Origin of the sequence: Streptomyces sp. CB02056 (assembly GCF_001905545.1) — a bacterium.
Lineage (GTDB): Bacteria > Actinomycetota > Actinomycetes > Streptomycetales > Streptomycetaceae > Kitasatospora.
The window spans coordinates 129,958-142,962 of the sequence record NZ_LIPD01000006.1; the positions used below are offsets into that span (position 1 = coordinate 129,958).

14 protein-coding genes are annotated in these 13,005 nt (G+C 71.4%); 3 read left to right on the plus strand and 11 right to left on the minus strand.

Annotation, left to right across the window (positions count from 1 at the left end; genetic code table 11):
- Positions 1 to 24: 24 nt before the first annotated feature.
- Both AMK13_RS43530 and AMK13_RS17770 read right to left on the minus strand, forming a co-directional pair.
- On the minus strand, positions 25 to 162 hold the full coding sequence (locus tag AMK13_RS43530) for a hypothetical protein (protein ID WP_158077717.1): 138 nt from the start codon (positions 160 to 162) through the stop codon (positions 25 to 27).
- Positions 163 to 254: 92 nt separating this feature from the next.
- On the minus strand, positions 255 to 1,271 hold the full coding sequence (locus tag AMK13_RS17770) for a zinc-dependent alcohol dehydrogenase family protein (RefSeq protein ID WP_074003070.1): 1,017 nt from the start codon (positions 1,269 to 1,271) through the stop codon (positions 255 to 257).
- A gap of 209 nt (positions 1,272 to 1,480) precedes the next feature.
- Between AMK13_RS17770 and AMK13_RS17775 the strand changes: the two genes are divergently transcribed.
- Entirely contained in the window at positions 1,481 to 2,371 is an 891-nt protein-coding gene (locus AMK13_RS17775; RefSeq protein ID WP_074003071.1) for a helix-turn-helix transcriptional regulator, read from the plus strand.
- Between the two features lie 787 nt (positions 2,372 to 3,158).
- On the opposite strand, the gene AMK13_RS17785 is transcribed toward AMK13_RS17775, so the two are convergent.
- From AMK13_RS17785 to AMK13_RS17825, 9 genes are all read right to left on the minus strand, one after another.
- On the minus strand, positions 3,159 to 3,551 hold the full coding sequence (locus AMK13_RS17785; protein WP_074003073.1) for a hypothetical protein: 393 nt from the start codon (positions 3,549 to 3,551) through the stop codon (positions 3,159 to 3,161).
- Between the two features lie 85 nt (positions 3,552 to 3,636).
- Positions 3,637 to 5,379 carry a relaxase/mobilization nuclease domain-containing protein gene (locus AMK13_RS17790; protein WP_074003074.1) on the minus strand — a complete coding sequence of 581 codons (1,743 nt, stop codon included), beginning with the start codon at positions 5,377 to 5,379 and terminating at the stop codon, positions 3,637 to 3,639.
- On the minus strand, positions 5,376 to 5,801 hold the full coding sequence (locus tag AMK13_RS17795; RefSeq protein ID WP_074003075.1) for a MobC family plasmid mobilization relaxosome protein: 426 nt from the start codon (positions 5,799 to 5,801) through the stop codon (positions 5,376 to 5,378). Before AMK13_RS17795 ends, AMK13_RS17790 begins: the two co-directional genes overlap by 4 nt.
- A 179-nt stretch (positions 5,802 to 5,980) precedes the next feature.
- Positions 5,981 to 6,205: a hypothetical protein gene (locus tag AMK13_RS17800; protein WP_074003076.1), complete on the minus strand. Its 225-nt coding sequence runs from the start codon at positions 6,203 to 6,205 to the stop codon at positions 5,981 to 5,983.
- A gap of 83 nt (positions 6,206 to 6,288) precedes the next feature.
- The gene (locus AMK13_RS17805; protein WP_074003077.1) at positions 6,289 to 7,272 is read right to left on the minus strand and encodes a DUF2637 domain-containing protein; all 984 of its coding nucleotides are present in this window, start codon (positions 7,270 to 7,272) and stop codon (positions 6,289 to 6,291) included.
- Positions 7,269 to 7,841: a WhiB family transcriptional regulator gene (locus AMK13_RS17810; protein WP_074003078.1), complete on the minus strand. Its 573-nt coding sequence runs from the start codon at positions 7,839 to 7,841 to the stop codon at positions 7,269 to 7,271. Before AMK13_RS17810 ends, AMK13_RS17805 begins: the two co-directional genes overlap by 4 nt.
- 116 nt (positions 7,842 to 7,957) lie before the next feature.
- A complete protein-coding gene (locus AMK13_RS17815) occupies positions 7,958 to 8,665 on the minus strand; it encodes an ATP-binding protein (protein ID WP_074003079.1) in 708 nt (235 codons plus the stop codon).
- Entirely contained in the window at positions 8,665 to 9,714 is a 1,050-nt protein-coding gene (locus AMK13_RS17820; protein ID WP_074003080.1) for a hypothetical protein, read from the minus strand. The genes AMK13_RS17815 and AMK13_RS17820 overlap by 1 nt, the downstream gene beginning before the upstream one ends.
- 1 nt (position 9,715) lies before the next feature.
- Positions 9,716 to 10,039 carry a hypothetical protein gene (locus AMK13_RS17825; RefSeq protein ID WP_074003081.1) on the minus strand — a complete coding sequence of 108 codons (324 nt, stop codon included), beginning with the start codon at positions 10,037 to 10,039 and terminating at the stop codon, positions 9,716 to 9,718.
- Between the two features lie 898 nt (positions 10,040 to 10,937).
- On the opposite strand from AMK13_RS17825, the gene AMK13_RS17830 reads away from it, so the two are divergent.
- Positions 10,938 to 11,885, plus strand: coding sequence for a quinone oxidoreductase family protein (locus AMK13_RS17830; RefSeq protein ID WP_074003082.1), 948 nt, complete (start codon positions 10,938 to 10,940; stop codon positions 11,883 to 11,885).
- A gap of 97 nt (positions 11,886 to 11,982) precedes the next feature.
- Positions 11,983 to 12,837: an IclR family transcriptional regulator domain-containing protein gene (locus AMK13_RS17835; RefSeq protein ID WP_079272245.1), complete on the plus strand. Its 855-nt coding sequence runs from the start codon at positions 11,983 to 11,985 to the stop codon at positions 12,835 to 12,837.
- The last annotated feature ends 168 nt before the right edge of the window (positions 12,838 to 13,005 follow it).

Here is a 13,005-nt window from a genome sequence, read left to right on the forward strand (position 1 = left end):
CTTCTTTCCGTGGGCGGGGGCGGGTCAGGGGGTGGCTTCGAGAGTGATCTTCTCGGCGCGGGCCAGGCGGCCGGGGTCGGCGTCGAGGTGGCCGAGGACCAGCGACAGCAGTGCGGCCGGCGGGGCGAGGCGGAGCAGGGCGTGGCGCAGCGGGGCGGGCATGGGTGTCGTCCTGGGGCTCGGGTGGCCGGGGCCTGCGGGCCCGGTGCGGGCGGTGGCCCGCCGCCGGGCCCCGGCCGGTTCGACCGTCGCGGTCAGGGCTTGAGGAGGGCCTTGATGGCGCGGCGCTCGTCCATCGCGCGGTAGCCCTCGGCAACCTGGTCCAGCGGCACGGTGAGGTCGAAGACCTTGCCCGGGTCGATGCTGCCGGCCAGGACGCGCTCGATCAGGTCAGGCAGGTAGCGGCGCACCGGGGCGGGGCCACCGCGCAGGCCCACATGGGAGAAGAACAGCTCCTGGCCGTCGACGGCGACCCCGTGCGGGACACCCACGAAGCCGACGCTGCCGCCGGGTCGGGCCGAGTGCAGGGCCTGTCGCATGGACTGGGCGGTGCCCACGCACTCCAGGACGCTGTCGGCGCCGATGCCGCCGGTCAGTTCCTTGATCCGGGCCACGCCCTCGTCGCCGCGCTCGGTGACGATGTCGGTGGCGCCGAACTGCAGGGCGAGGTTCTGCCGGGAGGCGTGGCGGGACATGGCGATGATCCGTTCGGCGCCCATCTCCTTCGCGGCGATCACGGCGCACAGGCCGACCGCGCCGTCACCGACCACCACCGCGGTCGAGCCGGGCTTGACCTCGGCCGCGTCGGCGGCCCACCAGCCGGTGCCCAGCACGTCCGAGACCGCCAGCAGACCCGGCCAGAACTCCTCGCCCGGGGTGCCGTCGGTGGCGACCAGGGTGCCCTGGGCATTGGGGATACGGACGTACTCGGCCTGGCAGGTGGACATGAACTCGCGGTGCACGCAGTTCGACTGGAAGCCGCGCAGGCAGTTCGGGCAGGTGTTGTCGGAGGTCGCGAACGAGCCGACCACGAACTGGCCCGGCCGCAGCGAGGTGACGGCGGAGCCGACCTCCTCCACGAAGCCGACATACTCGTGCCCCATCGGGTGCGGGTCGCCGACCGGCTCCGCCCCGCGGTAGGGCCACAGGTCCGAACCGCACACGCAGGTCACGGCCGTTCGGATGATCGCGTCGGTGGGGTGGAGGATCTTCGGGTCGTCCAGTGTCTCGAAGCGGACGTCCCGGGGGGCGTGGATGACTGCGCCGCGCATGAGAGGGATTCCTTCGTGTTCCGGGGCGGACAGCCGGGCGTGCCGGCCACTGCCGAATGCGTGTCGGGCGCGGGCCCGAGGCCGGCGGGGCTGGCCGGGGAGCGCCACGTCTCCAGGAAAGGCGCTTCCGGTGCGCGCAGCGAGTCACCATCAAGGGGTGTACCGGCAGTACATCCCTCCCGGGCCCGGCGGCCCGTACCGTCGAAGGCGTGAACAACAGCCAGGAGGTCCGCGAGTTCCTCACCTCGCGGCGCGCGAAGATCAGCCCCGAGCAGGCCGGCATGCCGACGGGCAGCCGCCGCCGGGTGCCCGGCCTGCGCCGCAGCGAGGTCGCCGCCCTCGCGGACATGAGCGTCGAGTACTACGCCAAACTGGAGCGCGGCAACCTCGCCGGCGTCTCACCTGCGGTCCTGGAGGCCGTAGCTCGCGCGCTCCAGCTCGACGACGCCGAGCGTGCCCACCTGCTGCACCTCGCCCAGGCAGCCGACGGCTCCGACACCCTCGCCCGGCCCCGCCGGCGCACCAGCCGCCAGTGGAAGGCGCACCGGAGCCTGCAGTGTTTGCTCGACGCCGTCACTGCAGGCCCCGCGTTCGTCCGCAACGGTCGGATGGATCTGCTCGCCGCCAACCAGCTCGCCCGCGCCTTCTACGCCGAGGTGTACGACGTCCCCGGCAACCAGAAGAACCTCGCCCGGTTCCAATTCCTCGACCCGGCCTCCCGCCACTTCTACCCCGACTGGGACCAGGCCGCCGACATTGCGGTGGCCATCCTGCGCACCGAGGCCGGGCGCGACCCCCACGACAAGGACCTGCACGACCTCGTCGGTGAGCTCTCCACCCGCAGCGACGAGTTCCGCACCCGCTGGGGCACCCACAACGTCCGCCACCACGGCACCGGCACCAAACGCTTCCACCACCACGCGGTCGGCGACCTCACTCTCGCCTACGAAGGACTCAACATGGCCGCCGAACCTGGCCTCACCCTCACGATCTACACCGCCGAACCTGGCTCACCCAGCGAACAGGGCCTACGCCTGCTCGCCACCTGGGCCGCTACGCAGGAAGCTGGTGCCCCTCCTCGCCAGACAGCGGAGCACTGACCAACGCCACGCCCCCGCTGGGCAACCTCCAGACACCACTGAACCCGAGCTCCGACAGCCCACTAAGCCAACGCTCGAGTTCCTATTGCCGGGAGACCGGGAATCGGCGAACCCGCGCGTTCTCCGGCGCCGCAGACCGAAGGCGTACACCGTCTTCAATGCGACCGCGTCCCGCAGCGCGGCCAGAGCGCCCTTGCGTCGGCGGGCCCGGGTCTCCTCCACCCGTCCGTCCGCCGCATTGAACAGCACCGGCACCGTACGAAGAGGTCCAGATACCGAGCCAGCCACCCGTACCGGCCATCGGTGGCATAGCCGCATAACAGCCGCAGCGCGTCCTGGTATCTCCGCCCCGTCGACACAGCCAGACCCTGCCGGCGCGATCGGAGGCTGTCGATGAACGGCTCCGTCTCCAACGGTGTCCACTGCCACGGGTACTCGTTGGTGTACTCCGCGAAACACCGAACCAGCCGCAGCCGCGGCGCGATCGTCCGCTCAACATCCAGAAACCGGGCCCGCTGCTGCAGCGCCGAGCCCTCTAGCGTCGCCTCGAAGGCAGCCGGTTCCGAATCGAGATAGGCGACCCCGGAGGCCAGCACCGGATGGGCTGCTCCCGGCAGGTCCAGCACTCTGTTCACGTTGCATCCAACGCAACATCGTTGCATCGGTTGCGCCCGCCCCGCCAGGAACGCCAACCGGGGGACCGGCCCCAGCCGATCCCCCGGTAAAGTCGCAGCTCACCACCATGCGCAGCACATGCCGGATGTTGCATCCGATGCAATACCGCTCGTTACTCCAGGTAGAGCCCGGCGAAGAGTCCGTCGAACCCCAGCACGCTGCGGGCCTCATCGAGGGTGCGGTAGTGCGTCCAGGTCGGGTCGGCGATCATCGCGTCGAAATCCCGGCGGGTGATCTCCGGCTCCAGCCACTCCATGCCACAGCGGCAGCCGATCCAGACGTGGCGGCGGTGGTTGATCAGCAGCCAGTCCCGGCGCGCTCGGCAGGTGGGGCAGATGACGGGCACTCCGCGGAGCGCCAGTTCGGTGGGGCACTTCACGAGGCACACCGCGTCCGGGCCGCTCGGAGGTCGGCTGTCGTACTCCAGCTGCAGGAGGGGGTCGGAGGCGGCCGAGGTGGTGGTGATCGGGTTCGGGGTGGTGGTGCGCTCGTCGGTTCTGGTCACGGGCTCTCCATTCGGTGCTCGGGTTCTTGCGTAACACCTGGTGGGACCGGGTGTCGAGGGGTTTGTGCCCGCCGGGCCGGTGGGGTTAGCGGCGCGGGGTCGGACGGTGCGGGTCGATCGCGGGCTGGGCCGGTTCCGGCGGGACGGGGTTCTGTGCAGGACGGCCCGGCTTCGCGCCGTTCCTGGTGGTTGTCGGAGCCTGGAGCGGGGGCTCAGGGCTCGCAGGAAGGTCGGCGACACGGCGGATGCGCCAGACCAGGACGCCGTCGCGGCTGTGGGCGGTGTCGAGTTCGCGCCAGGAGGCGGCTTCCTCCAGCAGGGCCTTCGGGTCGTGGCCAGCCCTCTCGGCTTCCGCGAGGACCGCGGCCAGGGCGTCGCGACCCGGTGCCGACGGCCGCCAGTCGTCGCCGAGGACGGTGCGGATGGTGGTGTCGTGGCGTCGGCGTTCGGCTGCGGGAAGTATGCGGCCGGCCTCGCGCATCGTGCGTATCGGGCTGGCGGCAGCCTGCTGGTAGGCGATACACAGGTGGTCGGCGGCCTGGCGGGAGGCGGCAGCCTGCTGGGCGTGGCCTCGGGCGGAGTGCCAGCGGGCGGCGGCGAGGGTGACCATGACGAGGGTGGACAGGACCATGGCGGTGGCCCCGCCGTCCTCGCCGCGGCCGAGGGCGCTGCCGGCGTGGACGATTCCGCGGGCGGCGGAGCGCAGGGCGCGGATGTCGGCGTTCTCGGCGCGGACGTGGCTGCGGGTGGCGCGGTCGAAGGCGCGGGCGGCTGCTCGGAGTTCGGTCCGGGTGGCGGCCGGGGAGGTCTGGGCGAGGGCGTCGAGGAGTTCGCCGGCGCCGACGAGCTGCGCGGCGGCTTCGTCGTCGTCCTGGTCGAGGACGGCGAGGGTTCGCTCGGCGATACCGGCGGCATCCCGGCGGCGGCGGGCGGGAGCAGAGCGGTCGGCGCGGGCCGGGCGGTCGTCCGGCTCCGGGGTTGCGGTGGCGGGTGCGGCGTCGAGGCGGCGGCGGATTCGGGGCAGGGAGAGGTCGGGGGCGAGTTTGGACCCGGGGAACCAGATGGGCTCGCCGGCACGGTTGCGGTCGCCGGGCAGAGCCACGTTGTAGCCGAGGACGTCGCCGGAGGGGGCGTGGCGGAGCTTCACTCGCAGGCCGGCTTCGCGCAGGCGGGTGAAGAACTCCTGCTCGTTGTCGGCTCCGGCGAGGGCTTGGCGGACGGCTTCGCGCAGGGTTTCGCGTGGGGGTTCGGTGCGGCCGGTGCGTTCGGCCTTGAAGTGTTCCTGGCTGGTGGGGTTCTTGGCGGCGGTGCCGTCGCCGGGGTTGAGTTGGCGCAGGCCGTACTCCTTCTCGATGAGGCGGGCTTCGGCCTGGGCCTTGCGCTTGTCGAAGGAGAGGTTGGCGAGGCGGCCGTCCTGGCGGACGAGGGTGGCGGCGATGTGGATGTGGTCGTCGGCGTGGCGGACGGCGATCCAGCGGCAGGCGGTGGTGTCGCTTTCGGGGGCGATGCCGGTGGCGTGGACGATGCGGCGGGCGATGGTGGCCCACTCGGCGTCGTCGAGGCGCCGGTCGCCGGGGGCGGTTCGGAGCGAGCAGTGCCAGATCCTGGTGGCCGGTGCCTGCTGGCCGAGGGCCTTGACCGGCTGGTCGAGCTGGTTGGCGAGTTTGGCGACCTGGTGGCGATCCGGGTTGGGGCCGGGGTCGGGGGCGAAGTTGTTCCAAGAGGCGACGAGGTGCTGGTTGGTGTGTTCCTCGTGTTTGCCGGGGCCGAAGAGGTAGTCGATGAGGGGGAAGGCGCGGTCGGTGCCGGTACGGATCTTGGGGATCACCGGCGGATGAGCCAGTCGACGGCGTCATCGACCGCGTCGATGGAGGCTTCGACGCGGGCCAGGAGCTGGCGGAGCTCGGCACCCGGCTGGCCGCCGGCGTTCACGTAGTGGGCGAGCTGGTTGAGGTTGTTGCCCACGGCGCCGAGCTGGCGGTTGGACTCCATGAGTTCCTGGATGCCTCGCCGGTAGTCAGCGACGGCAGCGCTGGGGTCGGTGCTGGCGGCGGCGGCCACCGCGGCGGCAGCGGTGTAGCCGCCGGGGGCGACGTCGGCTCGGGCGGCGGCGTGCTGGAGGAGGGACCACTCGGGGTCGCTGAAGCGGGGACAGACGCGGTTGGCGCGCGGCACGCTCTGGCGAAGGCGTCGGCGCGGCGCGGCGCGGGCAGCGGTCGGCTGCTGCTCGTCCTCCCCCGTGATCGGCACCCCTGGGCCGACTCCCCGGTCGGCGGCAGGCCCCCCTGGGTCTGCCGCCGACCGGGGTGCCTGCGCTCCGTTCGGGGCGCAGGCGGGGCAAGGACTCCTTACCCCACAACTTGCTCCGCCAGGAGCCCTGTTGCGGTCACGCTCCGGTCCAGGGGTGGTGCTGTCCTGGGCGTAGGTGGTCATCGGCTGGCCTCGGTGTCGTGCTGGCGGATGTCGACGAGGAGTTCCTCGATGAAGTCGAGGGCGAGGACGGGGTGGTGGAGGGTCCAAGGCCGGGAGTGCTGGCCATGCTGGACGCTGCGAACGCCATCCGGGCCGGCTTCGACGCGATGGAGATGGCCGCGCCGGGTGAGGACGGCGAGCCAGGCGTCCGCCTCGGCCCAGGTCGCGGGGGTGGTGCGCATGGTGGGGTACTCCCGTTCGACGGTGACGCGGGTGGGTGACCGGCCGGGGTGACCTGGTCGGTCACCCCGGCGCTTGGTGTCGGTCAGTTCCGGTCGGCGGTGACCGGCTGACCGTGCTGTTCGCGCAGCTGGGCCATCAGGTGGGTCAGGGTCGCGCTGGACAGCGGTATCTGCTGACCCCGGATCGCCTCGGCGACCACCCGGCGGGTCAGCTTGTCCTCCTCCTTGACCGCCTGCCGGGCGATCTTCAGCAGGTCCTCGGTGTCCAGGTCAGGGCGGCGGTCGCCGTCCCGGTCGGTGACCGGAGAGGCAGTGACCGGCGGCTCGACCTGCGGTCGGTCATTGACCGCCCGGACGGTGTCCGGGTGACCGCCCAGGTCAGAGCGCTTGGTCAGGCTGACCGCGCTCACCGGGGTCGGCTGCGGCTTCGGCGTCGGGGCGGTGACCGGGCGGCTGACCGGCTGACCGGGGGCGGGGTGACCGGCTCCGTCCTGACCGACGGTCAGCACCGCCAGCCGCTCGGTCAGTGCGACCTCCTCGGTGGTGACCTGTCCGGGGTCAGGGGTGACCTGACCGGCGTCGGCCTCGGCCGGCCGGTCCCCGTGACCGCCCCGGTCAGCGGGGCCGACCGGCCCGCGGGCGATGAGGATGTAGAGGTGGACGGCGCCGGCCAGGGCGAGCGGGGCGATGGTAGACAGCACCGCGACCACCGTGTCGCCCAGCCGAAGGCCCGAGGTGGCCTTCTGCTCGTTCAGCCGGACGGCGTGCAGGGCGTTGGCCCACAGGCTCGTCCCGGTGGCCGCGCCGAAGAGCGTCCACACGTAAGCGCGGGCCCTCAGCAGTGCGGTGCGCAGGACGAGCAGGGCGCGCACCCCGTAGGCGATGAAGCCGTCGACGATGATCGGGAAGAGGTAGGTGAGCAGGCCCCTCACGTGGATGGCGATGGCCATCTGCTGCAGCGCGTCGTAGGAGAGCGCGCAGCCGGCGGCGCCGAGGGCGATGACGACCGCCCGGTCCCAGCCGGTAACGTGAGCGGTGGTCGGGTTGGTCGTGGTGGCGGTGCTCATGCGGCCGTCCCGAAGGCGTCGCGGACCAGCTGCTCGGTGCCGGCCGAGGCGGTTCGGCCCGAGGCGGTGCGGGCGGCTTCCTCGGCAATCTGCCGGTGGCGGATGGCTCGGCGGGTTTCGCGGTAGAGCTTGAGGGCGTGCTCTTCGGTGATCTTGAGGAGCCAGGCGAGGCGTTCCACGGGGACGTCCTGGCGGTATCCGGCGAGGACGACAGCCCGGCGTTCGGCACGGGTGAGGTGGATGTCGCGTCCAGCGAGGGTGTCGTTGACGCGGCTGTAGTCGAGGCGGTCGTTGATCTTGACGTGCAGGGGTTCGCGTTCCTCCTCGGTGAGGCCGCCCCGGATGCCGTGGGTGTCGCCGGCTTCGAGGGCGGCGTCCAGGCAAGCGCGGGCGACGGGGCACTGGGCGCACAGGGCCTTGGCCGTGGCGATCCTGTCGGCGTCCTCCGGCCCGGGGAAGAAGGTCTCCGGGTCGACGGGGTTGTACTCGCTCGGGGTGCAGACGGCCTGGTCCTGCCAGGTCTGGTCGCCGAGGGCGCGATGGCGGGCAGGGCGGGTCGTGGTGGTCATGCGGGTGTGCTCCGATCGCTCTCCGCGCGCGAGGTCAGCGTCGGCGGAGAGGTGCGCTGGGTCGGTGGAGGTCGGGCGGCTCGCCGTGATTGCGGGCGGCCGGGCGCGGCGGCGGCTCAGGCGGCGCGCGGGAGGCGTCTGCGGTCGACCGGCTCGAAGCTGACCCGGGTGGTCATCTGGGCGAGCCGGGAGGTGACGCGGTCACCGAGGCAGGTGCGCAGGTCCTTGATCGGCAGGTTGGTGGTGATCAGGGTCGGGAGCAGGCTGTTGTAGCGGCGGTTGATCAGCCGGTAGGTCTGCTCCTCGACGAACTCCGAGCTCTTTGCGGCGCCGAGGTCATCCAGGAGCAGCAGCGGCACCCGGCTGTAAGCGGCGAGGACCCGCTCGGCGTCGGTGTCCGCGCTGGGGCGGAGTTCGGCGTAGAGGTCAGCGGCGGTGGTGGCGCGCCAGCGCACACCGATGCCGGCCTGGACGAGGGCCCGGATGGCGCCGTACGCCTCGTGGGTCTTGCCGGCTCCGACGGCTCCGGCCATCAGCAGGCTGGGGCCGGTGGTGACCTGGCGGCGGGCGCCGAGGCTCGGGGCGGCGGTCAGGGCGGCCACCTGCCGCACCCAGGCGAGGACCTGGGGGTGCTGGGCGATCGCGTCGCGGTAGCGCGGCGGCAGCCCGGCGGACAGGGCTTGCTCCGCCGAGTACGGCTCCGGCTCGTCCGGGAGGGCGTCGACCGTGTGCTGGTCGATGCCCCGGGCGGCGAGGATGCGGGCCATCCGGTCGAGCACCGAGGGGGCGTCGGCGAGGGTCTGCGGGTCGCGGTGGGTGCGCATCACAGCTCCTCGGCATAGGCGGCGACGGCGTCGACCGGGTTGGTCCACGCCTGGTGAGCGGGCACGCTAGGCCGGATTCCCGGCCGGACCAAACCGGCGCCCCGTGCGTTCATGGCGTCGTTGACCAGGCTCGGCAGCCGGGACGGGTGGCCCTGGATCTCGGCGAACCGCCGCAGTCCGGCGCGGACGTGGTCGGCGGCGATGCCCTCGTCCAGCAGGGTCTTGACGACCTTGCCGAGGTGGCCGAGCACACTTCCCGGCGGACGCTCGGCACAGGCGGCGACGTACTCGCCGATCAGCCCGTTCACCGAGACGGTGTCTGCGCCGGGCGCCTGGCGCCCCGTAGGAAAAGAAGATCCAGGATCCAAGATCCTAGATCCAGGCGCCGAGGGCTCCGGGAGGTTTCGGCGAACCTTCGGGGAGGATTCACCGAATGCCGCCTGACCTGCGGTTTTACGGGGGACCGGGACCGGCTTGCGCTCGGCGTCGATCGCCGGGTCCGCCACGTCGGCAGCGGCGGGAGCCGTCGGCATGGCGGATGCCGGGAAGGGTTCGTTCGGCTGCGGCAGGGCTGCGGGAGGGTTCGCCGAGGTTTCGGCGAACCCCCGGGGAGCGTGCGCGGCGGCCTCGGCGGTCGTTCCCGGAGCGCTCGCGAGGGTGGCCCGCTGGATGCAGGGGCCCTTGCAGACGCCGCACCGCTCCGGCTCGCAGTGCGGGCACGCGGACAGCCGGGACAGGCTCGGCTTGTCGATCTTCTGGTGCTTGCGCCAGGTCGGGTAGTGGAAGTACTTGCGGCCGTCGCAGCCGGTGTACCTGCAGATCGCGCCGACGGCGGCGAGTTGCTGGAGGTGGTCCTCGACGTCCGCACGGTTGATCTCGTCGCGCATCGGCCAGATAAGGCCGTAGACGATCGCCGCGTTGTCGCGGTGGCGGCCGTGGTCGTCGGCGTGGTTGGTCATGCCGAGGAAGGTGACCATCGCCGGGATGGAGACCTCGGACAGCGTTTCGGAGACCCAGGTCTCCGGCTTGACGGACCGTATTCGTGCCACGTCAGCGCCCCCGGACCGGGCTGTCCGTGCGGACGGCGAGCTGCCCGTCAGCGAGGTCGAGGAGGTGCGGGCGCGTCCAGTCTGCGTCCGGGTGGGCCCGGACGATCCACCGCGCGACGATCCTTCTGGCGACGGGGCTCAGCCGGATCGGGCGGCCGGCGGCGTCGGTGGCGCGGGCGTAGGCGTGGGGCCACTGGGTCACCGGGTCGGTGAAGCCGACGGTGACCGCGGCAGCGCCCGGGATCATGTCCGCGAGCCTGGCGGCGAGGCGTGGGCGTGCGTCCGTGTCCGGGCCGGCCAGGGTTCCGCTGGGTGTGGCGGGCATGCAATACTCCCTGCTTCGTAGGAGCGCGCGCGGCGGCCCTCGTGCGAAGAAGTCCCGCTGCGCGCGTGGTAGTGAATCGACACCCTCCGGGGCGTCGGGTCCGGCGTCCAGGAGTTGGTAGCTCCGGGACGCCGGTCTCATGTGGGGCCCACCGGGCCGGCGCTCAGCCGCCCGTCCTCCCCTGGCCGCCGGCTGACCGTGCGGTGGGAGCAGCACCATAGGGGCAACGCGGCCGACAGATCCATCCCGTTCTTCCGTACGCGGTCGAGGCTCCGGCAGAGCCCGCAGGCAGGTGGCCTCCGCCCGTGACGGTCAGTGCCCGAAGCCGGTCGCCGTCCCCAGGCCTTCGACAGCCGGGGTCACCGTACGTAGGGAATGAATGGGCGCCTGATCTCACTCGCGGTGACCCTGCCCTTGGCTGCGAGGCCCGGAAGCACCGGTCGGCCCGGCCCCGAATCACAGCCGGAGGAAGCTGAAGCTCCATTACCTAATTCCCCATCAAGCAGGCGGCCCGCGATTGCGGCGACAGGGAGACATTAAGTAGCGACCCGGATACAGGTCAACAAATCAAGGGTATCTACGCGGGAAGAACGAAGGCTTTTTCGGAGACTGAGAAATGATCTTCCCACGAAGCGTAAGGCAACGCTCCGCAAGCAGAGAAGTCAGTCACGCGTAGCAAAATTCCCCCGCATCCTCACAGTGAGCAAGCACCCCGGCATCGATACTCAGCGTCACGTGACGAATACCACTCGCCAAGAATCTCCATCTAAGCAATGGACTTGACCCCTATATGCGCAAACAGAATCCGGCGTTCCGTGGCAGGTATATTCGCTGTCCGAGCGACCCGCCAGCGGGAACTCGCCGACAATCCAACATGCAATACTTGGGGCTGATAAAGATGCGCGCAATAGCCGTCCGGGAGTTCGGTGGCCCAGAGGTCCTGGAGCCGACCGAACTGCCCGAACCGGAGAGCCGTCCCGGCCACATTCGACTCCGCACTCGGCTGGCCGGCGTCAACTACGCCGACGTCCACCTGCGCGAAGGCTCGTACCCCGCGCCCATGCCCGCCCCGTTCATCCCGGGCAACGAGGTGCTCGGCATCGCCGAGGACGGGCGCCGCTACATCGCGCTCAGCCGTGGCGGCGGCTATGCCGAAACCGCAGTCGTTCACCGGAAGCTCGCCTTCGAGGTTCCGGACGGCATCGCCGACCACGACGCCGTCGCCCTCACACTCCAGGGCAACACCGCCTGGCACCTGCTCTTCACCGACCTGCGAGTCACCGCCGGGGACACCGTCCTCGTACCGGCCGCAGCGGGTGGGGTCGGTTCGCTCGCCGTCCAGCTCGCCAAGCACGCCGGAGCCAAGGTCGTCGCCATGGCCTCCAGCGAGGAGAAGCGCCGGATCGCCGCAGAGTTGGGGGCGGATGCCGTCGTCGACTCCTCCACCGCCGAGCACCTCACCGAACGGATCCTCGACGCCGCCGGCGGCCACGTCACCGCCGCGATGGAGATGACCGGCGGCGACGTCGTCCACGCCACCCTCGCCGCCCTCACCCCCCGCGGACGCCTCGCGGTCTTCGGCTCGGTGACCGGTGCGAACGGCCTCGTCCCCATCACCAGCCTGCTCGCCGGGTCAAAGGCGGTCAGCGGCTTCTGGCTGCCGAACCTCTACCCTTCCCGCACCCACATCAACGACTCAATGTCCGCGCTGTTCACGGCGGTCACCGAAGGCTGGCTCAAGCCGCTCAACGGCCCGGTGTACAAGCTCGGCCAGGCCCGTCAGGCCCACCACGACCTCGCCGCCCGCCTCACCACCGGCAAGATCGTCCTTGACGTCGACCGCTGACCGGCTGCCCTCCCGTACGCCTGCCCCAGGCGGGTTACCGCGGAACGTCCCCCTCGCGCCGTCGCCGGACGACGCGACGATCCCCCGGAAGCCGAACATGACGAGCACTACCACGCCCGCGCCCGACGCGGTGCCCGAGCAGCACCAGGACGAGGCACCGAGCAAGCCGCCGTCCTCACTCGCGGCCCGCGCTTTCGCCGTCCAGCGGGCCTTTACCCAGCTCTCCGGCGAGGTGCACTCGTTGCGCTCCATCGCTGCTACCGCAGGCCTGGATGACGCCACCACCCATCGGATCCTCAAGACCGGTGTAACCGGCGGCGTCTTCGAACAGATCGGCCGCGGCCGCTACCGCCTCGGGACCGGCACCGCCCGCGCCGGTGTCCAGGCCATGGCCCACTCCCCCAGCGCCGCGTCCACCCACACCATCCTCGAACGCCTCCACGCCGCTACCGACGGCCTCGCCCTGCTCTACGTCCTCTCCCCCTTCGGCGGCGCGAAGCGCCTGTGCACCGACTACGTCATCGGCGACATCGATCCCGCCGAAGTCGGCATGTCCGCCGAGGACGTCGTCTCCGTCTCCCGCTCTCTGCGGACCGGCGCCTCCGGACGAGTCATCCTCGCTTACCTGCCCCAGACCATCCAGGACCTGGTGCTCGCCGAGGAGGTCCCGCCGACCGCCGGCCCCGGCGTGATCCGCGACAACGACGCCCTCAACGCATCCCTCGACGAGATCCGCCACCTCGGCTTCGGAGTCGGCCGTCAGGAGTGCATGCCCGGCTGGGACTCCGTCTCCGCCCCGGTCCTGTGGCACGACTCCATCATGGGCTCCGTCCTCCTGCTTCGGCGCTCCGCCGATATGCCCACCGACCTGCGCCCGTTGATCTACCACACCCGCAAGGCGGCCGAGAGCATCAGCGAGCTGACCACGAGCCCGATCGCGGCTGCCATGTAGCCCACAGCCGCCGAGCCTGCCCAGCGCTGCCACCCGTGAACGGAACCGGGTGGCAGCGCTGAGGATTCCGGAACCCTCCCAGCCTCTCTCCGAACTCGGACCGGGCGTCCCAACGTCGTGTACCGGTCACTTTACGGCGGTGGCACTTACCGGCGTGATTCGGCAGGA